The organism is Flavobacterium lipolyticum (assembly GCF_020905335.1).
In the GTDB taxonomy this organism is placed as follows: domain Bacteria; phylum Bacteroidota; class Bacteroidia; order Flavobacteriales; family Flavobacteriaceae; genus Flavobacterium; species Flavobacterium lipolyticum.
This window is the reverse complement of sequence record NZ_JAJJMN010000001.1, coordinates 806793-831291: the sequence shown is the minus strand read 5'-3', so window position 1 is coordinate 831291 and position 24499 is coordinate 806793. Positions and strand designations below refer to the sequence as shown.

Below are 24499 nucleotides of genomic sequence, written 5' to 3'. Positions count from 1 at the left end.
TTATTTTTTGCCTTTAGAAGCTTTTTTTAGGTCAGAACCTCCAGGAAGCTGCATCTTATCTGTTAGTACTGAGATTTCGTTTAAGTCAAAGTTACCAATAAGAGACAGTAATACCGTTTCACTGCCCTTAGCTCCGTCGATGTACATTAGTAATTCTTTTACCTGCGTATCGCTTGATCCTGATTTGATTAGAATTCTAACATTTTTACCGCTGTCGTTCACTCTCATTAATTCTTCTAAACCGGCAGTTTTTATATATTTATCTGCAGAAGCTTTCATGTCAGCTTCAATTTTAGGGTTTTTAGTGGTAAACACTTTTAGGTAGTCTAATTTTTTAATCAGATTAATGTATTGCTGCGTTTCTTTATCTGAAGTGTCAGCTTTTACCTTACTCATTAAATCAAACATTTTTTTGTTTACGATTACCGAGGTTACGTCGTCCTGACCATCAAATTTGTCAAATGCTCCCTGAGCGTAAAAAGCATGGCTAATGAATACTAAAACTAGTGTTATGATAAAATTTTTACTCATGCTTTTTTTATTGTTTTTTCTGTATTCGTGAATCGTTGATTTCATTTTGATTGAGATTTAAATTACTGTTTAAAAATTTTGTTTTTTGATTGTTCGTATTCTTTAATGTATTGTACACTTTCAATACCTACATTAACATTGTTTGATAATAAGGCCAAAGCTTTTTGCGTTGCGGCAAGTGCTTCTTCCGGATCATCATAGGTTCCCAATTCTGTTTGAGCTGTAACCGGAGTTGCATTTTTTTCGCTCGTATAGAAATAGGTTCCAATTCCCAGCAAAACAACAGCTGAAGCTGCAATCGATAACCACGCCACATTTCGTTTTTTAGTTTTTAGTGGGATCGTCTGCGTCGATTTCTGTTCTTTTACCTGAGAGAAATAACCAAACATTGGTTTGTATTGCTCCAAATGCTGCGCAACATCCGGTGAAGAAAAATATTCTTTTAATTGATTTTCTTCGGCAATCGTGGTTTCTCCCTGAAAGTATTTTTCTAGTATATTTTCTATTTTATTGAATTCCATAACTGTGTGTATTAACCATTGATTCTCTTATTTTTTTTCTCGCTCTTGAAAGGGCTACGCGTATAGCCGTTTCATTCATATTGACAATTTTTGCAATCTCGTCAAATTCATATTGTTCTACATCCCGCAATTGAATTAATATTTGTAATTGTTCGGGTAATTGGCTTATAATTTTTTCAACCCATTCTAAACTATTCGAATCCTCCAGTTTCTTGTCCAGTTGAGGTTCCCGGTCCGTATAATTGTTGTGAACGATTTTGAGATTCCCGGCCCTTTTCGATTTCAACTGATCCAGACAATAATTCTTGGTCATTGTCATTGCAACAGCTTCAACACTATTGTAAGAATCCAGAGTGTCTTTTTTGTTCCATAACTTTACCATAACTTCCTGAGTGGCATCTTCAGCCTCTTCGGTGCTGGTTAACAATCTTTTTGCCAGACGAAAAACTTTGTCTTTAAAAGGATTTATTAATTCTATAAACACATTCTGATTCATAAAATTGGTTGGTTATTCGTTAGCTTATATAGTGAAGACGAGACACTATTATTTTTGTTACACGGGGGATTAATTTTTTTTGCAATAAAAAAAGCAATAAAACTCTTAGAGTTAAAACTAAAGATAGTATTTTTACGTTACTACTAGATAGATATTTACTATATGAAGACAATATTAAGAAGTGTACTGTTATTATTTTTACTTGCTTTTTCTTTGCAATCTTGTGAAGATCAGGATGATGTTGCGGCTCCGGCCTCATTGCAGGTTAATGATTTTGTATGGAAAGGACTGAATCAGTTTTATTTATGGCAAGCTGATGTTCCTACTTTGGCGGATGACCGTTTTAGCAATCAGGAAGCATTAAATGCATTTTTGAGAGGATATTCTAAACCGCAGGATTTATTTCAGGATTTATTGAATAAACCCATAAGTAAATTTCCAAAAGGTCAGGCAATTGATCGTTTTAGCTGGATTGTTGACGATTATACGGTTTTGGAACAGGAACTTCAGGGAACTTCAAAAAATAACGGTATGGATTTCAGGCTTAGTTACAAACCGGGAAGTACTACTGATTTAGTGGGTTACGTACGTTATATTATACCTAATTCTGATGCTTCTAAAAAAGAGATCAAGAGAGGCGATCTTTTTACAGGGATTAACGGAACTTCTTTGACGGTTTCAAATTATCAGTCGCTATTGGCAACGGATAGTTATACCCTGAATATGGCTACTTTTAACGGTACCGGTTTTGATGGTAATGGAAAAACAGTGGTATTAGTAAAAACAACTTTAGATGAAAATCCTGTTTTTATCAATAAAGTGATTACATCCGGAGGTCGCAAAATCGGTTATTTGATGTACAATGGTTTTTATGCCAATTATGATGCGCAGCTTAATGCGGCTTTTGGAGAATTAAAAGCGCAGGGGGTTACGGATTTGGTTTTAGATTTAAGATATAACGGAGGAGGCTCGATACAAACTTCAACACGTTTGGCCAGTATGATTACCGGACAGTTTACCGGGAAAGTTTTTTCGAAAGAGAAATGGAATGCCAAAATCAACGAATATTATCAAAGTGAAGATCCTGAGTCGGTGCTGAATAAATTTGTAGATAAAATGGACGGTGCTGCGATTAACAGCCTGAACCTGACTAAAGTTTATATTTTAACCACAAGTGGTACAGCATCAGCAAGTGAATTGGTTATAAACGGTTTGGTGCCTTATATCTCTGTAGTTCAGGTAGGAGAGACTACTGTTGGTAAAAATGTAGGATCAGTAACCTTATATGATTCTCCAACTTTTGGAAAAACGAACCGTAATCCAAATCATAAGTATGCGATGCAGCCTTTAGTTTTAAAAATTGTAAATGCATCTGATTTTGGAGAATACACAGACGGTTTGAAACCAACGTATGAAAAATTAGAGCGCATTACAAACTTAGGAGTTCTGGGAGATCCAAATGAACCGTTACTGAGTGTAGCAATATCTCAAATAACAGGAATCAGTGCGAAAAAAGCAGGAGACGACAGTGGGGTAGTATTGAAAGCGTTTACAGATGCTAAAGCAATGGACGGAATTAAAAATCAAATGTATATTGATAAAGCTCCGGAAGGACTTTTACGAGCATTGAAATAATAAAAAAGGCTTTCAGAAATGAAAGCCTTCTTTATGTCATAATCCAAACGAGTTACTGGAATTAATCATTGAAATAAAAACCGTTTGGTCCAACACCAACTGTTAATTCTTTTTGTAATGTTCCGCTTAAATTGTAGATGTAAGCTTTGCTGTTTGATTTAAAATCACCTCCGTCAGCAAGATATATACGATTATCGTTTACTGCAAATCCGTATAAATAACCTACAGGAGAAGTTAAGATTGGTGTAGTAGAAGCTGTTGTAGCAGTAGTATTCATAACATAAACAGAACTTGAAGCAGTATAATAAATCTTACCACCTTCAATATCTAATTGACCAGCATTTCCTAAATTAGCAGGCAAAGCAATTTTGGAAACAGATTTGTCTGAAATTTTTACTTTTACAATTTCTCCGGCAGCACCGTAAGGTTTTCTAAGGATAAAAAGAACTCCGTTTTCTTCTTCAATAGAATCTGCATCTGAACCAATAGTAACAGTTTCTACTGTTTTGGTTGTAATGTTTACCACCAACAACTTGTCGCTGTTATTTGGCTCAGTGATGTATAGTTTTCCATTATCTAACACAATTCTGTTTCCTGTACCTTTCAATTCGATTTTAGATTCAACAGTATTTGTACTCAGATTAATTACGGCAACATAATCGTCAATATTGGCGTTAGGGTTTTTTTCCGGGTCAGTGTAGCTAGGATAGGTATTAGCATTAGTTACATAAGCTTTGCCATCCTTAACAACACCATAGCGAGGATTAGCAAGTCCGGTGTCAATTTTTGCAATCAGCTTAAAACTATAGCGGTCTACTACATTAATAACATTTGAACCACCGGCAATAATATAAGCCTTGTCTCCGTCAAAAAAGATGTTTTGAAGATATTTTCCAACGAAATCGCTCGTATTTACAGTTTTGTAAACATCTTTCGTGAAAGTATTTAAATCGTCAGATGTGAAAGAAACGGAACCACCGTCAGTAAAGTTTCCTTCATTTAAGATGAAAACGCCATTATCATAAACTCCTTTAGGTCCATCAGAGTCGTCATTAGAGCAAGAAACAAAAAGCGATGCGCTTAATGCTAGTAAGAATAATCTAGTTAGTTTCATTATTTTAAAATTTAAAGTTTAAGTACAGGTTATAATTTCTTCCGGGCATTGGTCGGTATTCCAGACTTTGATAGAAGGTATTCCAAACATTCAAAACCTGAAAACCTACTTTGAAAGAAGATAAAAATTTAAAATCGTAGTCTACACCAATATTAGAAACGGTGTAAGCCGATACGATTTTTTCGGGGTCATTGTCAGCTTGTGTGTACACAAAGCCATTATAAAGAAATTGATAATGGGCTGATAGGTTATTTCTTGAGTAAGCGATGGCAGCGGTTACTTTATGAAAAGGAACAAAAAACAATTGCTTTTTGGTTTCTACATTTTCTGAAATTGAATAGGCATACGTCGCATTTGCAGTCAGGTTGTTTTTGCCAAAACTCTTTTTCCAACTCAATAGTGTTTCGGCGCCGTAACTATTAACTTTGTCTGTGTTTTGCGGTGACCAGATACCATTAGCTCCCGGGACCCACTGCAATAAATCTTTTATTTTGATATAATAAAAAGTCTGAGTCAAAGAGAAGTTCTGAATGGTGAAAACGTTTCCAATTTCGGCCTGATAAGAACTCTCCGGTTTTAAATTAGGATTTCCGCCTTGTTCCCAGTACAAATCATTGAAAGTTGGAATTCGGAAATTACGGGATACATTCAATTTTAAATTGTACAGTTTCCCAAACTGATAAGAAGAACCTGCCGAGAATAGTACCGGAGATTTATAATTGTCTGTAAATTCTTTACGAACCCCAAATTCGTTTTTCCAGTTTGGAGAAACCTCTTGTTTTATAAGTAAAGCCGCAGAACTTATTTCTCTAACATTATCACCAAAACCACTTCCGTATCCTTTAGTTCGGTTGTAGTCCAGAATACCATTTACTTGCAGCGATTCTAATAACTGATATCCTAAATCGGTTTTTGTAGTCAGGCTTTCTGTTTTTCCGTAGGTATAAATATTGCTGGAATTGTCGGCATAATATTTATAATTCTCAAAAATATAGGCTGTTTTGAAATTGGTTTTGAATCTGCCAAAATCACCATCATACTCTAATAAGTTCCGATTAAAGCCATTGACATATTTGCTTTTAGTTTCAGATTCCGAAACCAATGAAGTATTTCTGTCCGTGTTTGAAGTTTGGGTATATAGCTTTAAACTGTTTTTGGCATCGATTTTATATCCTGCATTAGCACTTAGGGTAATAACATCATACTGACCGTTTTGATTCCAACGCTGTTCGCCTTTCCAGTTGTATTGGTTCAGATATTTATAATCGTTTGTAGAACTGTTTTTGGAAAAACCAATTTGAGTACTCCATTTTTTATTGGAGATATTTGTTTTATAATTAATCCCGATAGTATTGAAACTTCCGTAATCCAATCTTAAACTGTTTTCAAATTTATTGTAAAAAGCGAGATCCGTATTCAAGTGTACGGTTCCTCCAACGGCTCCGCTGCCGTAAATAACACTTCCTCCTCCTGCTTTTACACTAATAGAATTATAATCGGATCCGGAAATGGTATTAAAATCAGTACTTCCGTTCATTTGGGAATTAATGTTGATTCCGTTCCAGATTACAGCCGTTTGCGATGATGTTGTACCTCTAAAAGCAACTGTAGAAAGCATTCCGCGGCCGTACTCTTTAAAATAAATGGTCGAATTAAAGTTTAACAAATCCGTTAATAAGGCTTCATTCTTGCCAATAACAGAGTCATTTAGTTTTAAAACCGATTGTGAATTGGAGTATTTTTTAAGATTAGCGTCAGAAACGACTACTGTTTTAAGTTTCGTAATAGAATCGCTCTGCGCCACGGTAATCTGGCACAACAATAAGAAACAAAGAGCAAAAAGTTTTTTTAAAGTCATAATTTCTACACTCTTTTTCCCGAGAGCTCGATATTGATTACAAAGGCAGGTCTCCTGGCTTGCGTCTTGTTGTTTACCTTCCCATTCGTCAGAGCGAGCAGTGGTTTTGTAGTTAACAACAAGCATTCTTTTCAGAACAAAGCTTACAGTTGCGGGTACAGCTCAAGATTTATGACTTGATTCCCTTTTAATGTGTATGAATGAACACAACCTTAATTTTCTGCAAAGATAAAGTTAAAATTATTGAATTTTCAAATTTGTTTTCGTTTTAGAGAGGGATTCTGAACAAATGATCATTTAAATCACTATTTTAATAACCTGTCCGAATGCGACTTTATTGGTAAAAGCGTCTTTTAAAGGCAATCCGGACTGATGACATAAAATACTTCTGATCACACCTGCATGTGAGACAATGACTACAGGAGCAGTTTGATTGAAAACGTAATCCTGTAAAAACGCACCCACTCTTTCGTGAAGTGTTGTAAAAGATTCGCCGTTTGGGACTTGCGTGGTGACAAAATCTTCCATCCAGGGATTAAGTTCTTCCGCAGGAATTGCATCCCAGTTTTTCAATTCCCAATCGCCAAAATTCATTTCCATCAGACGATCGTCCATAACAAAGGAAAGAGGTTTTACAGTATTTTGGATGTATTGGGACAGTAGGGTACAACGTTTCAATGGACTTGAAAAGAGTAGGGCCTCAGGAGGTAATTGCGAGACAATATCCTTAAAGATTTCCTCGAATGGAATAGCCAAATCTACATCAGTCTGACCGTAGCAGATTCCTTTTGCGCAGGTTGTTTCGGTATGACGAACTAGATAAATTTCCATATCAAAAGAATGCTCAAATAGTAAATAACTTCACAAACCTGTTGCGTTGCTCCCAGACAGTCGCCCGTATAACCATCAATCCATTTTTGGAAATAGCGGGCTAAAAAATAACGCATGATGAATACCGGAATAATTGCCAAAAGAAATTCAGATTGAAAAAATGAAAATGCCAATAATGGAATTAGTCCGAAGAAGAACGAACCTGTAATTTCTTTCCAACTGTGTTTCTTAGCGATAGGTTTGCTTTTACTCGTCGCATCATCGCGGGAGTATTCGTGCGTAAAAATAATAGATATTGCTGCAAGACGACTTAAGGAGTGAGACGAAATAAACAAAAGGAAAATTAGAAAAATGTTAGTGGTAAAAAGTGAAATGGATTCTGAAAGCAGTTTGAATTTTAATAGAAATAGTAAAACCAAACCGATAGCTCCGTAGGCTCCAATCGCACTGTCTTTCATGATAAGCAGAATTTTTTCTTTGGTCCAGCCGCCTCCAAAACCATCACAAACATCAGCAAAACCATCTTCATGAAAAGCTCCCGTGGTTAAAATTGAGGCGATAATAGCCAAAAGTACTGCGGTTTCAATAGATAGAAAAAGCGAGAAAAGATAAAAAGCCAGAAAGGAAATACTCCCAACAATCCAGCCAATGAAAGGAAAATAGCGTGTTGCCTTATTTAAATAGTCAGGATCATGATTGATGTTTTTAGGGCACGGGATTCTGGAGTAAAACATTAAGCAAGTAAAGAAAATATGCAGTTCTTTTTTCATTTAAGATAATTGATTAGGGCAAAATTAAAGGATAAAACTATAAACTGAGACTGAAAACTATTTCCTACTCACTCCCGCACTTTCGAAACTGGCCATTTCATTCAGAAAAACTTCAGCTGATTTCAGAATTGGAAAGGCAATCGCACAGCCTGTACCTTCACCCAAACGTAAATCCAGATTCAGAATAGGTTTTGCATTTAAATAATCTAATAATTTCTGATGCGCTTTCTCGGCAGAACAATGACAGAAGACCGCATTTTTATGAATAGCAGGATTTATTTTTGAAGCAATTAAGAAAGCAGTGCTGCAAATAAAACCATCCACCAGAAGGAGCATGTTGTTCTCAAAAGCAGTTAACATTCCGCTGGCAATTTGTATAATTTCAAAACCTCCAAAGTAGGCCAGCTGCTGTTTTAACTCGGCCGGACCGGTATAATTTTCAATAGCTTTTCGCAGTAAGTTTTGTTTTTGCAGTAATTTTTCATCTTCAACACCTGTTCCTTTTCCTACGCATTCTTCGATAGAGAATCCGGTTAGAAGGCTCATCAATACCGAGGCAGTAGAGGTGTTTCCAATTCCCATTTCACCAAAACCAATACAATTGGAACCTTTTCTCGCAAGGTCTTCCACAATTGATTTTCCTTTTTCAAAGCACAACTGTAACTCTGCTTCACTCATTGCGGGAAGGTGCAGAAAGGATTGTGTTCCTTTGGCTATTTTGGCATTAATCAGATTGGCATTGGTTGGAAAGTCATAATTAACACCGGCATCAACGATGGATAACTGAATGTCATTTTGCTTGCAGAAGACATTAATGGCAGCGCCGCCTTCCAGAAAATTAGTCACCATTTGTCTTGTGACATCCTGGGGGTAAGCACTAACACCATGATTGGCAATACCATGATCGGCAGCAAAAACGACGATAGCAGGATTTATGATTTTGGGGTTTAAGGTTTCGAAAACAGTTCCCATTTGAAAAGCCAAAGTCTCGAGAGTCCCCAAAGCGCCAATGGGTTTGGTCTTCGAATCTATTTTGTCTTGTAGCTGAGTGCTGAAGTTGAAATCTTTTGAGTTTGCTGTTTTTGGGTTTAAATTTAAATTCGGAATTAGATTTTCAACGGTAGTTTTGATTTCCTTACAATCGGGAGCCTCTGATTTTTGTTTCCAGTGTAATTGCTGCAACATGGGTTGATTATCGTAATTCGTTGCAGGTTTTCCGATGCAGAAATACCCTAAGGGCTCAATGTTTTCAGGTAAATCGAGAATCTTTTTAAACTGATAATAGTTCAGAATAGACACCCAGCCCATTCCGTAACCCTGCTCAGTGAGAGAGAGCCAGATGTTCTGAGCAGCACAAACCGAACTGAATTTTACCGCTTCATTGCTGCCAACCGTTCCAATCGTAAATTGGTTCAGTACAGATCGGTCATAAGCGATAATGAGTCCGATTGGAGCTTCCTCAATGGCCTCCAGTTTTAAGGATTTATAGTGTTCCTTTTGTTCGTGATTGTCGGTAAGTTCCTCCGCTTTTTTGTTATAATCTAAAAAAAGATTTTTGATGGTACTTTTAACCGCAGCAGATTTAATAAGATAATATCGGGTGGCATCTGTTAATCCAACTGACGGAGCCCAATGTCCGGCTTGAAGTGCTTTCTGAATGACTTCATCAGGAACTTCATCCTTTGTAAAATGGCGGGTATCACGACGTGATTTTAGTATATCGTCTAAATGGCTCATTTTTAAATTCCAATTTTTAAATTCCAAATTCCAAAACTTTGGGTTGGGGGAATAGTAACCGTAAAGATAAAGTATCGTATTGGAATTTGGGATTTAAAATCTGGATTTTCTTTTCATCATTATCCTTTTATTTTAACAGGGATGCCCGAAACCATTAGAACCACTTCATCCGCGTTTGAAGCCAAAAACTGATTCATCCAGCCCTGAAGTTCGGTGAATTTTCGGCCGATATGAGTTTCGGCATGAACCCCCATTCCGATTTCATTTGTGACAATAATCAGCGTAGCATTTTCCTGTTGCGCGATGGATAGAAATTCTTTTTTTGCTTCCTCTAAACTTAAAGTAACCTCATTTTTATGATCGACAAAAAAGTTGGTCAGCCAGAGGGTAACACAATCTATTAAAGCCACTTTTCCGGAAAAGTCAATTTCGCTTAAGTATTTCTCTTTTTCAATATTGGTCCAGCGTTCGTCACGTTCCTGTTGGTGTCTGTCAATTCTGTTTTGAAAATCAGAATCCCATTTTCTGGCTGTCGCTACATATATAGGTGTATCTGAAAGTTGTAAGGCCAGGTTTTGAGCGTAACTGCTCTTTCCTGATCGTTCGCCGCCTGTAATTAGGTAGATCATTTTTGATTATGAGTTATGAGTTATGAGTTGTGTAGGTTAGTCGAATGTCAGGCTGAGCGAAGTCGAAGCTTTTGTTGAGTTTTGAGTTATGAGTTATGTGGGTTAGTCGAATGTCAGGCTGAGCGGAGTCGAAGCTTATGTTGAGTTTTGAGTTATGAGTTATGAGTTATGAGTTATGAGTTATGTGGGTTAGTCGAATGTCAGGCTGAGCGAAGTCGAAGCTTTTGTTGAGTTATGAGTTATGAATTATGAGTTGTGTGGGTTAGTCGAATGTCAGGCTGAGCGGAGTCGAAGCTTTTGTTGAGTTTTGAGTTATGAGTTTTGAGTTATGAGTTGTGTGGATTAGTCGAATGTCAGGCTGAGCGGAGTCGAAGCTTATGTTGAGTTATGAGTTTTGAGTTATGAGTTTTGAGTTATGAGTTATGTGGGTTAGTCGAATGTCAGGCTGAGCGGAGTCGAAGCTTTTGTTGAATTATGGGTTAAGAGTTATGGTTTTAAGATTTTAAGGTATCTATATATAATAACTCATAACTCATAATTCAAAACTCATAACAATTAATAAGGACAATGTCGGCATTCGTTTCCGCAGCAGCTTCCTCTTTTTAAGTGAAACCATGCTTTGAAAACATAATTTCCGTCTTCCAAATAATAATCAATTCCTTCGATTAGCTTTTCTTGTTTGGGTAAAGATATGGCTTTATTTTTAAGAGCTTTTTGTGGGGTAAGCGTTTCTACGTAAGCGTCAATTTTATCTTCGCAGGCTTCTTTAAAACAAACAGGGCAAAGACAGTCGCCTCCTTCGGAAAGATTAAAAATAGGGGGAAAATCATTACACCAACACTTGTTTTCATTTGAAGTATCTCCACAGCTGAAAGAAGATTCACAGCTCGAGCAGACTTTGGTTTTTATGGGATTCATTAGGGAAAAATGATGTTTATTTGATTTTGTAGGAATAAAGGTAGATAAAAAAAATAGAAATTGCGTTACCTTTGTCAGTAATGAAATTGTAAAATTTATAAGGAAGACGATTCAAATTATATGCCATAAAAGCAGCGTGATGAAACTGAGCCCTTTAAAAAAATAATAGAACTTATATATGAGACATTTATTGCCCAAAATGATTTTTGTTTTACCTTTTTTTCTTCTTATCGGATGCAAAAAAAATGAATCTTCGGAGATTGTAAAAACGGAAACCGAAAAAAATAGTATCGAATATGCGTCCGGACTCTCGATTATAAAGCACGAAGGTTATTCGGTAGTAACCGTTTCAGATCCTTGGCCGGATGCCCATACCAAGTTTACTTATATACTGAAAGAGAAAGAGGCGAAAGTACCGGACAGTTTGCAAAAGTACACAACTATCAAAGTCCCTTTAGAGTCAATTGTAGTGACTTCAACGACTAATATTCCGTTTTTGGAGATGTTGGAAGTAGAAAATAAATTGGTAGGTTTTCCTCATACCGATTACATTTCTTCAGAAAAAACCAGGGCACTGATAGACAAAGGTGCCGTTAAAAATGTGGGGCAAAACGAGAAATTAAATATCGAACAATTGATAGAGTTATCTCCGGATTTAATAGTGACTTTCGGAGTAGACAATAACAATGCGATGCTTGATAATTTGAAAAAAAGCGGTTTAAATGTTTTGATTCAGGCCGACTGGATGGAGCAATCTCCCCTTGGAAAAGCAGAGTGGATTAAACTTTACGGTGCTTTATTTGGTAAAGAAGAACAGGCGAAAGAGTTGTTTGATAAAATTGTTTTGAGTTATGACCAGGCTAAAAAATTAGTAGCGGGAAAACCGGCAACTTCAAGTGTTTTATACGGTTCTATGTACGAAGATACTTGGTATGTTGCTAAAGGAAACAGTTGGGTGGCGCAGTTTATGAAAGATGCACAGGCCAATTACCTATGGGCGGATTTGAAAGGCACGGGAAGCGAAGGCTTGTCTTTTGAAAAAGTCTTAGTGAAAGCCAAAACAGCTAATTTCTGGATCGCTGCGGGTTCCTTTAAAAGTTTGGACGAATTCGGAAAAAGTAATCCTCATTATATAGAGTTTGATGCCTTCAAGTCTAAGAATGTTTATACGTTTGAAGGTAAAGCGGGAGCAACGGGAGGAACAGTTTATTATGAGCTGGCGCCAAGCCGTCCTGATTTAGTATTAAAAGATTATATCAAGATTTTTCACCCGGAGTTGTTGCCAAGCTATGAATTTACTTTTGCTTCTAAATTAAACTAAGTTCATTGATTCATAAAAAACGAAATATAATGCTGTTTTCGGTACTCGGTCTGGCCTTATTGTTTATGTTCTTTTTAGACATTAGCCTGGGATCAGTGACTATACCTTTTAAGGAAGTATATAACAGTATGACGGGAAGCCATGCCAGTAAATCGACCTGGGAATATATTATTGTCAATTATCGTCTGCCTAAGGCTATTACAGCCATGTTGGTGGGTATTGGTTTATCGGTGAGCGGTTTGCTGATGCAGACTTTGTTTAGAAATCCACTCGCAGGACCTGATGTATTAGGTTTAAGTTCGGGAGCAATTCTGGCTGTTGCGATTGTGATTTTAGGAGCGGGTTTTTTGCCTTCATTTTTAAATTCGATTTTATTGTCGCCGTATGCAATTGTACTGGCTTCGACAATAGGAAGTGTTTTGGTTTTATTATTGGTTTTATTGGTAGCACAGCGTTTACGAAATACGATGGCAATTTTAATCGTCGGATTAATGTTTGGCAGTTTTACCAGTGCTATTGTTGGGGTCTTGACGTATTTTAGTTCAGCGGAACAATTGCAGAAATTCACCTTTTGGTCTCTGGGGAGTCTTGGGAATCTTTCCTGGACTTCGATCTTGATTTTGGCAGTTTGTGTTGCTTTGGGTCTGTTTTTGAGTGCCGGAAGTATTAAACCTTTAAATGCCTTGCTTTTAGGTGAAAATTACGCCAAAAGTATGGGGTTGAATTACAAGAGAGCCCGATTGATCATTATTTTTGCAACAAGTATTCTGGCCGGAAGTGTTACTGCTTTTGCAGGACCGGTTGCATTCATAGGTTTGGCAGTGCCACATATTGCAAAGCTCACTTTTCAGACCAGTAATCATACAGTTTTATACTGGAGTACTTTTTTTTACGGAGGAATAATCATGTTGTTTTGCGATATGGCATCACAAATGCCGGGACTAGAGACTACGTTACCTATTAATGCCATCACGTCTATAATTGGCGCACCAATTGTCGTTTGGCTGCTCATGCGCAAAAGAAATTTCCAGTAAATAAATTAGCCACAGATTAAGCGGATTCAACGGATTTTCGCAGATTGATTTTTAAAAATTAAAAGCGGTGAAGAAAAAACTTAGAACCTTAGTAGCTTAGAACCTTAGTACCTTTAAACAATGACTACTATTTTAAAAAGTGCAAACCTTAGTATCGGCTACAAGTCCAAGAAAGGAGTTGTGACTATTGCTGAAAATCTAAATCTGAATTTAGCTTCGGGTAAACTCATTTCGTTAATTGGTGCAAACGGAATTGGGAAATCGACTTTGCTTCGCACGATTACCGGAATTCAGCAGCCGTTGAAAGGGCATGTTTTTCTAAATGAAAAAAATATAAGTACTTATAAACCTCTGGAATTGGCTCAAAATTTAAGCTTAGTTTTAACCGAAAAGCTACCGCCAAGTAATTTGTCTGTTTTCGAATTAGTAGCTTTAGGACGTCAGCCTTACACCAATTGGATTGGGACTTTAAGTCAGAATGATATCGAGAAAGTTCAGGAAGCTTTAGAGTTGACTCAAATAGAGCATCTGGCACAGAAAAAGCATTTCGAAATTAGTGACGGACAATTGCAGAAGGTTTTAATTGCGCGGGCTTTGGCACAAGATACTCCATTGATTATTCTGGACGAGCCCACGACACATCTTGATTTACTGCACAAAGTTTCGCTATTCAAACTCCTCAAAAAACTAACAGAGGAAACGCAGAAATGTATTTTATTTTCGACTCATGACATCGATCTGGCAATTCAGTTGAGTGATGAAATGATTATTATGACTCCTGAATTGGTGGTACAGGACGCGCCATGCAATTTAATCTCAAAAGGAAGTTTTGCAACCCTATTCAAAGGCGAACATATTATTTTTGATGCCGAAAAAGGAAAGTTTGTAATTACATAGCAGACTTGTCGAACACTTTACAAAGAGACCGGAATAGCGTTTAAAACTAAAGGAATTAAGGACTAATTATTTTTCAGTCCGATTTGTCTTTTTGCTTCCCCTACCACAAAAGCCACAGAATTGGCAATATTAAAGCTTCGGATTAATTTTGACATGGGAATGGTGAGGTGATTCTCAAAACGTGCCAGTACTTCTTTACTTAAACCTACACTTTCTTTACCAAATACAAGCCAGTCTCCGTCTTGAAAATCAGTTTCGAGATATGATTTTTCGGCATGAGAACTCATCAGAAAAACACGTGACTGATCAGGAATCTGTTCAATCCATTCTTCTATATTTTGGTATTCGGTAACGTCAAGATGTACCCAGTAATCCAGTCCCGAACGTTTCAGGTTTTTATCGTTAATTACAAATCCGAAAGGGTGAATTAAATGTAACCTGCTTTCTGTACCCACGCACAAACGTCCAATGTTTCCAGTGTTATTAGGGATTTCAGGTTCTACAAGAACTATGTTTAGCATTTTTTTGAGTTATGAGTTATGAGTTATGAGTTATGAGTTTTGGAATTTGCGATTTGATTATTGAGTTATGGGCAACTAATTAAGCGCCCCGGCAATTATCTAATTATTAAACGGCCTCATTATCTAATTCAAATTGGGTTACTTCCATCACTTCTCCGGCTTTTAAGTTTTGCAAAGATACATTTCCTATGCGAACACGAACCAGTCTTAAAGTTGGAAATCCAACAGCCGCGGTCATTTTCCGCACCTGACGAAATTTTCCTTCTCTTATTGTAATCGACGCCCAGGAGGTTGGACCATGGCGTTCATCTCTGATTTTTTTGGCTCTTGGACCAAAATCCGGAATTTCAGTAACGATAAAAGCAGTGCAGGGTCTGGTTTTGTATTTACCGCCATCAAAACCTATTTCAACGCCTTTTTGTAAGGCCTCGATTGCTTCGGGAGTGATGATTCCGTCGACCTGAACGTAATATTCTTTGTCTACCTTTTTGCTTCTTACCAGTTCGCTTATCCTTCCGTCTGTCGTCAATAAAAGTAAACCTTCAGAGTCTTCATCAAGTCTTCCGATGGCCATAGTACCTTCGGGGAAATTATATAATTCCCCTAAAAGCTTTTTCTTCCTTTTCAATTCATAAATAAACTGACTTAGATAGCCGTAAGGTTTAAAAAGAAGAAAATGATGATGCATATTTGTTTTTTGACTGCAAAGATAACTTTGTTTGCAGAGTTTAAAAGGAAATCTTAAGATTTAGATTTTTCATGTTTCATTTTTTTTAGCCATTGAAGAACAAACCAGATTGCCGTAATTGCAAATAGGAGTAGAATTGGGAAATAATAATTTTTGAAAAAATCATGAAAGTAACTTCCAATTAATACGTAAGCTGAAGCGATACACAATTTGATTCCAATAAATTCAACATTAGACCAGGAAGTTTTGATTTTGAAGAAGTTCATAATTCTGGATTGAATCGTTAGTAACTACTGTTAAAGAGCTTATTTTTTTAAAGTCAGAAAGTAATTTAGATTAGATTTAATCCTTTTTCTGTCTTTATCCAGTAGATAGATCTTTTCAGGATTAGAACTATAATAACCATAGTACAGCTGTTTTTCCTCCGGCTGATCCCAGTTTAGGACATAAATTGTACCGTCCGGATCTTTATCTAATCCTCTTTCGGTATTAAAATTACCTTTCTGGGTAAAGACATTTCCGGGTTCTTTTCCCTGATAGACACTTATTAATTCGAATTTATTGTTCTGCGAAACACTATAATCGGTGTAGATTTTCAAAGTCATTTGAATTCCGCTACAATCAGCACACGGAATTATTCCTTCATAGATTGTTGTTTTGCTGAAACTGTTGTTGGTTTTAGTGACCGTTTCCTTGTTTGTAGTATTGTTTTCTTTAGTTGTTTTTGTATTGCAGGACAGTAGCAGAGAAAATAGAGCCGAAAAGATAAATAACTTTTTCATGTTGTATCGTATTAGTTAAACCTAAAACGATTTTAGGGTAAAGAAAATTGTACAGATAGAAAAAGGGAAGTTAAATGATTTATTTTTCAGCTTTAGAAGTGCTAATCGTACAGACTAATGAGAAAAAATAATGTCGTTAAAAAATATTTAGGGGGTAAATTAAGCCCGATTGGTTTTGAGACAGAGAAATTTTAAAAAAGAAATAACTTGTTAAATTGTGATAATCTCTTAATTCATACAAAAACCAAATGTTTTGTGAAGTCCCGCCAGATCTAAGAATAATGGAAAGAACTGACGGATAATTTGTTTATTGTTGGAAAATTTTCACAAAAGCGCGATACGATAAGTTTATGTTTTCACAATATTCTGTTAACTTTAAAGAATATAAATTTGATTTCTAAAAACTCTATTTTTAAATTACTTATGAAAAAACTTTACTTTTCTCGCCAGCTTTTGGCTTTTTTATGTTTTTCTGGTTGCTTTTCTGGAGCGGTTTTAGCTCAAACTATGCCTCCAGTGCAGTCCATTCCGTATAAACAAAGTTTTGATGGGTTACCGGCCGCCGCCGACACTTATGTTGATATTCCTGGTTTTCAGGGTTGGACAGCTAATGGCGGAAATCAAAATACTGCTGTCTGGAGTACAGGATTAACTGGAGATAGGGCATTAGTGAAAAATAGTAACTCTAATGTCAATTCGGGAGGGATTCATAATTATGACGATAAAATCGGGTTTTTGAATTCAACATCCGGAGATTTTGCAATTGGTTTTGCATTTTCAAGTTTGGGGAGCCAAACAGTTAACGTATATTACGATGCGATGATTATTCGTAATTTATATGATGGAGGAAGCAACAATCGTTTGCAAGAAATGGCATTACAGTATCGTGTTGGAACTACCGGTGCTTTTACCACTTTATCACCTGCATATTCAAACAATAGTACAACCTTGCAGACTACAGCAGCAGTTATAACTCCATTAGACTTAAGAACTACACGTATTAAAGTAACATTACCTGCGAGTTGTGATAATCAGCAAATAGTTCAAATACGATGGATTGCCCGACTGATTTCCGGATCTGTAGGTTCACGTCAATCTTTCGCAATAGATAATATTGATATTAATGCGGATCACATTGCACCGGTAAACGAAGCAGGGTTCCCGAAGGCAACAAATATTTCATCCACTAATTTTGATTTTTCAGATAAGTTAGATGAAATAGGAAAAACTTATTATGTATTGCTTCCTGGCGGAAGTACTGCTCCAACTGCCGCTCAGGTAAAACTGGGACTTGATGCTAGTGGTACTGCAGCTCTGCAGTCAGGATCTTTAAATATTGTTGATAAAACTCTGGCTTATACTAAAAATTTTGCAGGTTTATCAGCTGCGACGTCTTATTCCGTATTCTCGGTTTCTGAAGATGCATACGAAAATATTCAAAGTACAGTAACTAAAGTAGACGTAACGACAACGGCAGTTGCATTACCAGAGATAACAACAACAGTTAGTGCACTTGATTTAGGTGCTTCTGAGACAAACTTTGAATCAGGCTCTAAAAGCTATCAAATTCAGGCAAGTGACCTTAAAGACAATTTAGTGTTAAGTGTTACTCCAAATTTTTCAATTTCAAAAGATAATGTAACCTTTGGTTCAACACTAACATATACTGCAGCTGACTTTGCATCAAATGCGTCCAAGACGGTTTATGTAAGGTTTAATCCAAATTTATTAGGTGCCTTTACAGGTCAAATTACACATGAATCTACCGATGCTGTTGCGAAACATATATCACTGGCAGGAAGAGGAATTAACCCGTATATTCAAAATTTTGATGACTCTAATGTGTTATCTAACAGCGGATGGACGCAATACAATTTGGAAGGAACTGCCAATAAATGGACTTATACTAATGCTGCCAGAAATATAAATTCTGGAACAGGAGCAGTTCTTATGAATGGATTTTCGGATAGTGGAGCAAGTAAAGATTGGTTGATTTCTCCAAAATTGCGTTTAGATACATTTGACAAATTACCATTATTGTCTTTTTATTCTCGTAAGTTTTATGCGGGACCTGGCTTAAAATTAATGGTTTCTACAAATTACGACGGTGTTAGCAGTCCGGAAACAGCGACTTGGACAGAAATTGATGGAAGTTTTCCAACTACTACAGGAACTTACACGGCATCTCAATATATAGAATTAACAGCTTATAAAACAAATAGTACTTATCTGGCGTGGGTGTACGAAACGACAGCAGGAGGATCTAACAATGCTTCAGAGTGGTCATTTGATGATTATGCAATTGCAAATGAAACGGGTTATGTAGCTTCAAATCCGGTTTTAGATTTTGGGACTGTAGATCAAAATACGGTTTCGACATCACAATCTTTTGCTTTTAAAGCTAAAGGATATGGAGACGTTACGATTAAGGCACCGGTTGGTTATCAAATATCTTTGGATAATACTTTGTTCCAAAATAGTTTTACATTGTCAGAGACAGATGCTTTGGCAGGAAAAACACTTTATGCGCGATTCATACCTACTACAAAAGAATTTAAAATTGGTGGTACATTAACAGTAACAGGAACTTTGTTAAACAAACAAATAGGTTCTTTAACGGGATCTTCTCTTCCAAAAGCAGAAACTTACGATGTGGTGACTTATAATTTGGAGTTTTTTGGTGCTCCAACTGCGGCTTACGGACCAACGAATAAAACGTTACAATTGGAAAATGTAGCAAAAGTTATGAATAAACTTGATGCAGATGTATATGTAGTTCAGGAAGTTTCGAGCGATGCTCAGATCGATGCTTTGATTCAGAAAATAAGTGTGAATGGAAAAACATTCGATAAAAGTATTTCTACGTCATGGTCCTATTCATGGGATCCGAATTCAGATCCAAGTTTTCCTCCACAAAAATTGGTCGTAATTTATAATACACAAACTACCACAGTTAAGAAGACACGTGTTATGTTTAAGAAATTTTATGATGAATTACGCGCTGGTACCAAAACTTTGAATAATTATCCGGGAGGATCCAGCAGCAGTTTTTTCTCATCTGGTCGTCTGCCATATATGGTTACAGTTGAAACTAACTTAAATGGAATTAAAAAAGAAATTAACCTGGTCGATCTTCATGCACGTGCTAATAGTGGTTCGGACATTTCCCGTTATAACATGCGTAAATATGATGCGCAGGTGTTGAAAGATAGTTTAGATGTTCAATACCCAAATGCTAATATTATGATTTTAGGAGATTATAATGACGATGTAAGTAAATCAGTTATTGCACCAAATCCATCTTCTTACGAAAGTTTTGTTACAGATACAGCCAATTACAAAGCATTGACTTTAGAAATCAGTCAGGCTGGGGCATTTAGTTTTCTAAGTTCAGGCGGATTTTTAGATCATATTATGATTTCTAATGAGTTAACGGATCAATATATTTCAGGTTCTACTGCAGTATATGATCCTCGAAATGATATTGCAAGTTACACCACCACAACTTCAGACCACGGTCCGGTAATTGCCCGTTTTATATTGAACTCTTCAAATCTGTCAACAATCGATTTTGAAACCAAGAATGGTTATGCGGTTCAGGCTTATCCGAATCCGACTACTGATGTGGTGAATGTGATCGTAAAAACCAATACAGATAAAAAACTGAAATTGAAGTTCTACGATGTTTCAGGTCATTTATTAGGGAATCCGGTTGATATTAATGCAACACAGGATGTAAGTACTACGGCTGTTCCGGTAAGTTATTTGCAAACGGGGATTTACTTTTATACGCTAACCGAGAATAATAAAGTAGTTTATAAAGGGAAAATTATTAAAAAGTAAGAAGTGAAATGTGAGGAGGAAATTGATTTGTGGTTTCTTTTGAACAGTTTACAATAGCTTTCAGTAAAAAAGTAAAAGCAGTCCAAGGTAAAATTTGGGCTGCTTTTTTTATTTAGAACAAGGTTTTGAATGGTTTCAGATTTGTTTCGGGCGTAATGGAGTAAAAGTAATTCAATTGCCATTGTTGCGTTTTCTGCGCTTGTTTACTTGTTGTTTCATCCCAGGGAGGATATACTCTCGTGGCTCTTTTACCTTCTTTGGTCGAAGTGGTAAAAATACCTTTCTCTAATAAAACAGATTTAGGAAAGACAAATTGTCCAAAGAGTTCGTTATTTCGAACACTGACGATCACAAAGTCAATAGCGTCTGTGAAATCAAATGGCTCAATAATTCCCGTCGTATTGCGTTTCCATAAAGTTACAAACTGACCTGTTTTGGTGGGCGTGATTTTCGCTTTCCTGTAACAGATGTTTTTCTGATTCAATCGAAAACGGTAAGCATCGTACTCATTGCTTTCAGCTTCCGGTTGAGGTTGAGTGAGTTCAAAATCGCAACAATCGTAAAGTATTTCTTTGGCAATTCTAAGATCTTTAGGGAGTGACTCCGGATCAGTCCAATTGTTTTTGAGGATCATTTTATCGTTTTTTCTAAGTAATTTTTGGGTAAAACTACCACAAAAAGAACTTTAAAAAGTAACATTCAATCCAAAATTTAATCCCCATTGAAACTGATTAAACGATTGGCTGTTTAACGGATTAACGTAATAATTCATAGCAGGCTCCACAAAAACACTTGTTTTCTTGTAAACGCGATATTGCAAAGTACTACTTAATGTAGAACCGTAGATGAAATCATTGGCATTGACATTCTGACCGATCGAATTTCCGTTTAAGGCCATGTTATTTGAAATCAGTTTTCCCACAAAACCACCGGTATTGATATTGATGTTGGTCCTGTTTTTACTGAAAACAGAATACGAAACCTCTAAAGGCATTTCGATGTATCTTAAGTTTTGATCCAGATTCCCACTTTCAATAGAATTGCTTTCAATGTTATTTTGTTTTAACGCATTTGTAGTGTTTTTAGAAACAAAAATGTAACCTGAACTAGTGCTAATTTGAGGAGCTGCTGCGACTACTGTTGCATTTTGATTAAAATAGTCATTAGAAGTCATGCCAGCATTAGGCGGACCATTGCTTATGTACGAAACATCGGCAACACTTTGTCCTAATTCGTTGATCTTAAAACCTGAACCAACGGCCCATTTTTTGTTGATTTTATATTTTGTTTTAACACCGTAAGTACTTCCCTGTTTAGAGTCGTTTACATTGCCCAGCGTTTTGTCATTTTTATAATTCTCCGAGTTGGCTAATCCGGCAAAAACTTCAACGGCCCATCTTTCTCCTTTAGAAATGGTCGTTTTCTTTTCTTTCTCGTTTTTCTCCTCCGGATTAATAATGCCTTTTTCTAAGTTTTGAAGTTCTGCCAACTGAATGGAATCCTGCTTGCTTAAAACGGTACTGAATTTCGAACTGTTTTTTGAATTACCTGTTAATTCTCTGCCTGGGAATGCGTTTTCAATAGCAGTTTTTTGATGTTTGTCAGACAGCGGGTTCACAACACTTAAAGCTGTACTAATGCTATTTTTAGCAGGCAATTGCTCTTCGAAAACAGAACCCGACACCTTATTTTTTGAATTTGGATGGAAAGGGTTTCCCTTTCCTGCATTAAAAGTTTGTTCCGCTACTATTTGATTAGCAGCTTTTTTATCAGCACTAATAGGATAATTTTTTGAATAAGAACCCAATCCATTGTTTTTGTTGATAGTATATACTTTCTCAGCTACATTTTGATTGGAACTCTTTCGCTCTGGATTTAAAAATTGATTTGTTGAAGCAGAATTGAATGCATTTGATGGATTTGAAAGGGCTGTATTTGTTTTTGCAGAAACAATTACTTTTTGGGTTGCAGTATGATCTTCATTTCTCTTTTGAAGAGTGGAGTTCAGATTCGCATTCCCTGAATTAGCCTTATTCGTTACATCAGAATGAGCAACTGCCGTTTTTTGATTGTGTTTTTTTATAGAAAGCTCAGACGAATTCGTACTGTTCTTCAGAGAAGAATTACTAACGGTATCATTTGATTCTTGCTGAGTGGTACTTACAACAGTATTGTTTTCTTTACTTTGAATTGTTTGGTTAGAGCTTGGATTGTTTTTTTTCTCATCAAGAACCACACTATTGTTTTCTATCGCGCCATTTTTTACCGTTTGAATTGCCGAAGTAGAAGTAAAATGTAAAACAGAAGGAAGCATCAAGCCCAATAATAAGCATGCAGCAGCCGACCACCAAAGAATAGCTTTCTTCTTCTTCTTTTTTGGCTGGTCCAATTTTTCTTCAATCTGGCTCCATAATTCAGGAGGAGGAACACTTGAAAAGTTTTCCATTGATGAAAAAAGATCTTCTATATTTTGCTTTTTCATGCTATTTTAAAATTTTTTATGCTCATTATTTTTTTTTGCAAAATGCTTTTGGCCCGATTTAGATTTGATTTTGATGTTCCTTCAGAGATTTTTAAAAGTTCGGCAATTTCCTTATGCTTTAGTTTTTCAAAAACATACAGGTTGAAAACGGTGCGGTACTGATCCGGTAGGTCCCGAATGTATTCCAGCAGTTTCTCCTGTTCGACCGGAGCAATATCCAATTCCTCCTCCTCGACAAAATCAGTATCCGGATCAAAAACGTCCAAAAAGAAACTCTCTTTTTTCTTCTTGTTCAGAGTTTCAATCAGCTTATTAATGAAAATACGTTTAAGCCAGCCTTCAAAACTTCCTTCAAATTTATATTGGCCGATTTTCTGAAAAACGATGACAAAAGCCTCCTGAAATACATCTTTGGCATCGTCTTCATTTCTCATATACTTCAGGCATATACCATATAAAACAGGAGAGAACAACTGATAGATTTTCAGTTGTCCTTCTCTGTCATTTTTGATGCACAGTCGTATGTATTTTTCTAAATCGTCTTTCAAAAAAGTGGTTTGTTTGGTTTTGCAAAAATAGTTCTTATAAGCTTATAAAACTACCTTTTGTAAATAGTACGTGATGCATCGGTATTATTGCTGACAATGGTTAGGTTTTGATTGTCAAGGTTTTCTATGATATAAGTCTTGCCTTCAAAAGTGATTAAGTCATGTTCGGCCTGATCAAAGTAACCAATACCTTTTTCAATTGTATAGGTGCTATTTCTTATTTCAACATTGTTTTTGTATGTGATTACTCTTCCGTTTGGTGTAAAAATGACTTTTTTGTTAAATCCGATTGTTTTAGGAGTTGCCGTATAAGGGTTACTGCTCCCTCCAATCGATTTTTCCCAAATCCAGGTGTTTACAATCGAACCCGAATTCATACCCGTAGATTCCACTGAATATGCCGACGAAAAGAGACCGCATACAATGATAAATAAGAAACATTTTTTCATAAATCAGATTATTTTAGACTTGTTATTTTTTCCTGAATAGCCTTTTTAAATGCCTTTATCTCGGTACTTTGATCGGCAGTATCTTTGTTGTCGATCGTAATTTTAGTGACCATTATGCCCTGACGTAATTCAAAATATACCCCTCCCTGATCTGCAGCGTCCGGAGAACCATATGTTTTCGTTTTTCCTTTTAAAGCTAAAATCTCAGCAGGTACCGATTTTAAGAATAGCGTGTAATCTCCTTTTTTAGTAGCCGCCGTATAGCGATATTGATCGAAATCGTAAGCACCGGCTTTAACGTTTAAGAATTTTTGGATATTAAAATCATTGATCTGATAGAATTTTTGACAATCGGCACCTGTACATTGACCGCTGAAACTTCCTATTACGACATTGTCACGGTTGTCTGCTACTTTATTGAATAGTATTGTTTTAGTTGTTTTTGGTATCAAAATGAAATCTGACGGATACGTTGCCCCAGGAGCAACTGTCTCACCCACTTCAGGTTCTTTTTCGTAGTAATTGACCAAAATCTGACATTTGTTTTGAACAATGCTGGTTATTTTAATTTTAAAACCGCTTGTAGGTTTAAGTCCTGAGAAAATACCAACAATCATTTCTTTTGTAAAATCGATAGGTGTAACGGTAGCGTTTGGACACGTATTCTCTTTTTTAGAGAAGTAAGCATTCAATCTTTCTTCGGAAGCAGCTAAAAATGCAACAGGATTGGTAGGTAAAGATTTAACACTATAGTTGCATAAAAGTGGAATTCCTGTAAAAGCTAAGTCTTCACTTTCTCCGCAAACTACATTCATATCTTCATTATTAAGGGAGCAGGCACTGAATCCAAAAGCTATAAACAAGCTTAGCATTAATTTTTTCATAACAATATTT

At 36.3% G+C, this 24499-nt stretch carries 24 protein-coding genes and 1 riboswitch; of the genes, 5 read left to right on the top strand and 19 right to left on the bottom strand.

Going from position 1 to position 24499, the window contains the following annotated elements:
• The 3 genes from LNQ34_RS03655 to LNQ34_RS03645 are packed head-to-tail and all read right to left on the bottom strand — an operon-like array spanning position 1 to position 1548.
• Complete coding sequence (locus LNQ34_RS03655) at positions 1-576, bottom strand: DUF4252 domain-containing protein (protein ID WP_229998684.1); 576 nt, start codon at positions 574-576, stop codon at positions 1-3.
• A 17-nt stretch (positions 577-593) separates the two neighbouring features.
• Positions 594-1052, bottom strand: coding sequence for a P-loop NTPase family protein (locus tag LNQ34_RS03650; protein ID WP_202701437.1), 459 nt, complete (start codon positions 1050-1052; stop codon positions 594-596).
• Positions 1039-1548 carry an RNA polymerase sigma factor gene (locus LNQ34_RS03645; RefSeq protein WP_202701435.1) on the bottom strand — a complete coding sequence of 170 codons (510 nt, stop codon included), beginning with the start codon at positions 1546-1548 and terminating at the stop codon, positions 1039-1041. Before LNQ34_RS03645 ends, LNQ34_RS03650 begins: the two co-directional genes overlap by 14 nt.
• 162 nt (positions 1549-1710) lie before the next feature.
• On the opposite strand from LNQ34_RS03645, the gene LNQ34_RS03640 reads away from it, so the two are divergent.
• The gene (locus LNQ34_RS03640; protein ID WP_229998683.1) at positions 1711-3183 is read left to right on the top strand and encodes a S41 family peptidase; all 1473 of its coding nucleotides are present in this window, start codon (positions 1711-1713) and stop codon (positions 3181-3183) included.
• A gap of 61 nt (positions 3184-3244) precedes the next feature.
• Here the strand turns inward: LNQ34_RS03640 and LNQ34_RS03635 are convergent, their stop codons facing one another.
• The 7 genes from LNQ34_RS03635 to LNQ34_RS03605 all read right to left on the bottom strand — a co-directional run bounded on the left by LNQ34_RS03635 (position 3245) and on the right by LNQ34_RS03605 (position 11040).
• Positions 3245-4297, bottom strand: coding sequence for a YncE family protein (locus LNQ34_RS03635; RefSeq protein WP_202701431.1), 1053 nt, complete (start codon positions 4295-4297; stop codon positions 3245-3247).
• 4 nt (positions 4298-4301) lie between these two features.
• Entirely contained in the window at positions 4302-6155 is a 1854-nt protein-coding gene (locus LNQ34_RS03630; RefSeq protein WP_229998682.1) for a TonB-dependent receptor plug domain-containing protein, read from the bottom strand.
• A 27-nt stretch (positions 6156-6182) separates the two neighbouring features.
• Positions 6183-6385, bottom strand: a riboswitch (cobalamin riboswitch).
• 67 nt (positions 6386-6452) lie between these two features.
• Positions 6453-6986, bottom strand: a complete 534-nt coding sequence (gene cobC, locus LNQ34_RS03625; RefSeq protein ID WP_229998681.1) for an alpha-ribazole phosphatase — start codon at positions 6984-6986, stop codon at positions 6453-6455.
• Entirely contained in the window at positions 6971-7756 is a 786-nt protein-coding gene (locus LNQ34_RS03620; protein WP_229998680.1) for an adenosylcobinamide-GDP ribazoletransferase, read from the bottom strand. The genes cobC and LNQ34_RS03620 overlap by 16 nt, the downstream gene beginning before the upstream one ends.
• A gap of 57 nt (positions 7757-7813) precedes the next feature.
• Positions 7814-9493, bottom strand: a complete 1680-nt coding sequence (gene cobT / locus LNQ34_RS03615; RefSeq protein WP_229998679.1) for a nicotinate-nucleotide--dimethylbenzimidazole phosphoribosyltransferase — start codon at positions 9491-9493, stop codon at positions 7814-7816.
• 119 nt (positions 9494-9612) lie between these two features.
• A complete protein-coding gene (cobU, locus tag LNQ34_RS03610) occupies positions 9613-10122 on the bottom strand; it encodes a bifunctional adenosylcobinamide kinase/adenosylcobinamide-phosphate guanylyltransferase (RefSeq protein WP_229998678.1) in 510 nt (169 codons plus the stop codon).
• A 555-nt stretch (positions 10123-10677) separates the two neighbouring features.
• Entirely contained in the window at positions 10678-11040 is a 363-nt protein-coding gene (locus LNQ34_RS03605; protein WP_017498679.1) for a C1orf53 family protein, read from the bottom strand.
• 178 nt (positions 11041-11218) lie between these two features.
• Between LNQ34_RS03605 and LNQ34_RS03600 the strand changes: the two genes are divergently transcribed.
• From LNQ34_RS03600 to LNQ34_RS03590, 3 genes are all read left to right on the top strand, one after another.
• Positions 11219-12361: an ABC transporter substrate-binding protein gene (locus LNQ34_RS03600; RefSeq protein WP_229998677.1), complete on the top strand. Its 1143-nt coding sequence runs from the start codon at positions 11219-11221 to the stop codon at positions 12359-12361.
• Between the two features lie 65 nt (positions 12362-12426).
• The gene (locus tag LNQ34_RS03595) at positions 12427-13395 is read left to right on the top strand and encodes an iron chelate uptake ABC transporter family permease subunit (RefSeq protein WP_428979060.1); all 969 of its coding nucleotides are present in this window, start codon (positions 12427-12429) and stop codon (positions 13393-13395) included.
• A 120-nt stretch (positions 13396-13515) separates the two neighbouring features.
• Positions 13516-14292 (top strand): ABC transporter ATP-binding protein, encoded by a 777-nt coding sequence (locus LNQ34_RS03590; RefSeq protein WP_229998675.1) that lies wholly within the window; start codon positions 13516-13518, stop codon positions 14290-14292.
• Between the two features lie 62 nt (positions 14293-14354).
• Here LNQ34_RS03590 and LNQ34_RS03585 read toward each other — a convergent pair whose 3' ends face one another.
• The 4 genes from LNQ34_RS03585 to LNQ34_RS03570 form a co-directional block, all read right to left on the bottom strand.
• A complete protein-coding gene (locus LNQ34_RS03585; RefSeq protein ID WP_229998674.1) occupies positions 14355-14813 on the bottom strand; it encodes a tRNA (cytidine(34)-2'-O)-methyltransferase in 459 nt (152 codons plus the stop codon).
• Between the two features lie 106 nt (positions 14814-14919).
• Entirely contained in the window at positions 14920-15501 is a 582-nt protein-coding gene (locus tag LNQ34_RS03580) for a pseudouridine synthase (protein WP_229998673.1), read from the bottom strand.
• 53 nt (positions 15502-15554) lie between these two features.
• Positions 15555-15767, bottom strand: coding sequence for a hypothetical protein (locus LNQ34_RS03575; protein ID WP_229998672.1), 213 nt, complete (start codon positions 15765-15767; stop codon positions 15555-15557).
• 39 nt (positions 15768-15806) lie between these two features.
• A complete protein-coding gene (locus LNQ34_RS03570) occupies positions 15807-16283 on the bottom strand; it encodes a copper resistance protein NlpE (RefSeq protein ID WP_229998671.1) in 477 nt (158 codons plus the stop codon).
• Positions 16284-16790: 507 nt separating this feature from the next.
• Here LNQ34_RS03570 and LNQ34_RS03565 point away from each other — a divergent pair.
• A complete protein-coding gene (locus LNQ34_RS03565) occupies positions 16791-20126 on the top strand; it encodes a T9SS-dependent choice-of-anchor J family protein (protein ID WP_229998670.1) in 3336 nt (1111 codons plus the stop codon).
• A gap of 112 nt (positions 20127-20238) precedes the next feature.
• Here the strand turns inward: LNQ34_RS03565 and LNQ34_RS03560 are convergent, their stop codons facing one another.
• Genes LNQ34_RS03560 through LNQ34_RS03540 form a run of 5 tightly spaced genes read right to left on the bottom strand, consistent with a single transcriptional unit; the run spans position 20239 to position 24489 of the window.
• Positions 20239-20760 (bottom strand): MepB family protein, encoded by a 522-nt coding sequence (locus LNQ34_RS03560; RefSeq protein ID WP_229998669.1) that lies wholly within the window; start codon positions 20758-20760, stop codon positions 20239-20241.
• A 51-nt stretch (positions 20761-20811) separates the two neighbouring features.
• Positions 20812-22608, bottom strand: coding sequence for a hypothetical protein (locus LNQ34_RS03555; protein WP_229998668.1), 1797 nt, complete (start codon positions 22606-22608; stop codon positions 20812-20814).
• Positions 22605-23156 carry an RNA polymerase sigma factor gene (locus tag LNQ34_RS03550; protein WP_202702918.1) on the bottom strand — a complete coding sequence of 184 codons (552 nt, stop codon included), beginning with the start codon at positions 23154-23156 and terminating at the stop codon, positions 22605-22607. Before LNQ34_RS03550 ends, LNQ34_RS03555 begins: the two co-directional genes overlap by 4 nt.
• Positions 23157-23206: 50 nt before the next feature.
• Positions 23207-23605, bottom strand: a complete 399-nt coding sequence (locus LNQ34_RS03545; protein WP_229998667.1) for a hypothetical protein — start codon at positions 23603-23605, stop codon at positions 23207-23209.
• An 8-nt stretch (positions 23606-23613) separates the two neighbouring features.
• On the bottom strand, positions 23614-24489 hold the full coding sequence (locus LNQ34_RS03540; protein WP_229998666.1) for a protease complex subunit PrcB family protein: 876 nt from the start codon (positions 24487-24489) through the stop codon (positions 23614-23616).
• Positions 24490-24499: the final 10 nt, after the last annotated feature.

Bases quoted from the DNA above. Each gene is read 5' to 3' on its own strand.
- LNQ34_RS03655 (WP_229998684.1), bottom strand. From the start codon at position 576: ATGAAATCAACGATTCACGAATACAGAAAAAACAATAAAAAAAGCATG.
- LNQ34_RS03650 (WP_202701437.1), bottom strand. From the start codon at position 1,052: ATGGAATTCAATAAAATAGAAAATATACTAGAAAAATACTTTCAGGGA.
- LNQ34_RS03645 (WP_202701435.1), bottom strand. From the start codon at position 1,548: ATGAATCAGAATGTGTTTATAGAATTAATAAATCCTTTTAAAGACAAA.
- LNQ34_RS03640 (WP_229998683.1), top strand. From the start codon at position 1,711: ATGAAGACAATATTAAGAAGTGTACTGTTATTATTTTTACTTGCTTTT.
- LNQ34_RS03635 (WP_202701431.1), bottom strand. From the start codon at position 4,297: ATGAAACTAACTAGATTATTCTTACTAGCATTAAGCGCATCGCTTTTT.
- LNQ34_RS03630 (WP_229998682.1), bottom strand. From the start codon at position 6,155: ATGACTTTAAAAAAACTTTTTGCTCTTTGTTTCTTATTGTTGTGCCAG.
- cobC (WP_229998681.1), bottom strand. From the start codon at position 6,986: ATGGAAATTTATCTAGTTCGTCATACCGAAACAACCTGCGCAAAAGGA.
- LNQ34_RS03620 (WP_229998680.1), bottom strand. From the start codon at position 7,756: ATGAAAAAAGAACTGCATATTTTCTTTACTTGCTTAATGTTTTACTCC.
- cobT (WP_229998679.1), bottom strand. From the start codon at position 9,493: ATGAGCCATTTAGACGATATACTAAAATCACGTCGTGATACCCGCCAT.
- cobU (WP_229998678.1), bottom strand. From the start codon at position 10,122: ATGATCTACCTAATTACAGGCGGCGAACGATCAGGAAAGAGCAGTTAC.
- LNQ34_RS03605 (WP_017498679.1), bottom strand. From the start codon at position 11,040: ATGAATCCCATAAAAACCAAAGTCTGCTCGAGCTGTGAATCTTCTTTC.
- LNQ34_RS03600 (WP_229998677.1), top strand. From the start codon at position 11,219: ATGAGACATTTATTGCCCAAAATGATTTTTGTTTTACCTTTTTTTCTT.
- LNQ34_RS03595 (WP_428979060.1), top strand. From the start codon at position 12,427: ATGTTCTTTTTAGACATTAGCCTGGGATCAGTGACTATACCTTTTAAG.
- LNQ34_RS03590 (WP_229998675.1), top strand. From the start codon at position 13,516: ATGACTACTATTTTAAAAAGTGCAAACCTTAGTATCGGCTACAAGTCC.
- LNQ34_RS03585 (WP_229998674.1), bottom strand. From the start codon at position 14,813: ATGCTAAACATAGTTCTTGTAGAACCTGAAATCCCTAATAACACTGGA.
- LNQ34_RS03580 (WP_229998673.1), bottom strand. From the start codon at position 15,501: ATGCATCATCATTTTCTTCTTTTTAAACCTTACGGCTATCTAAGTCAG.
- LNQ34_RS03575 (WP_229998672.1), bottom strand. From the start codon at position 15,767: ATGAACTTCTTCAAAATCAAAACTTCCTGGTCTAATGTTGAATTTATT.
- LNQ34_RS03570 (WP_229998671.1), bottom strand. From the start codon at position 16,283: ATGAAAAAGTTATTTATCTTTTCGGCTCTATTTTCTCTGCTACTGTCC.
- LNQ34_RS03565 (WP_229998670.1), top strand. From the start codon at position 16,791: ATGCCTCCAGTGCAGTCCATTCCGTATAAACAAAGTTTTGATGGGTTA.
- LNQ34_RS03560 (WP_229998669.1), bottom strand. From the start codon at position 20,760: ATGATCCTCAAAAACAATTGGACTGATCCGGAGTCACTCCCTAAAGAT.
- LNQ34_RS03555 (WP_229998668.1), bottom strand. From the start codon at position 22,608: ATGAAAAAGCAAAATATAGAAGATCTTTTTTCATCAATGGAAAACTTT.
- LNQ34_RS03545 (WP_229998667.1), bottom strand. From the start codon at position 23,605: ATGAAAAAATGTTTCTTATTTATCATTGTATGCGGTCTCTTTTCGTCG.
- LNQ34_RS03540 (WP_229998666.1), bottom strand. From the start codon at position 24,489: ATGAAAAAATTAATGCTAAGCTTGTTTATAGCTTTTGGATTCAGTGCC.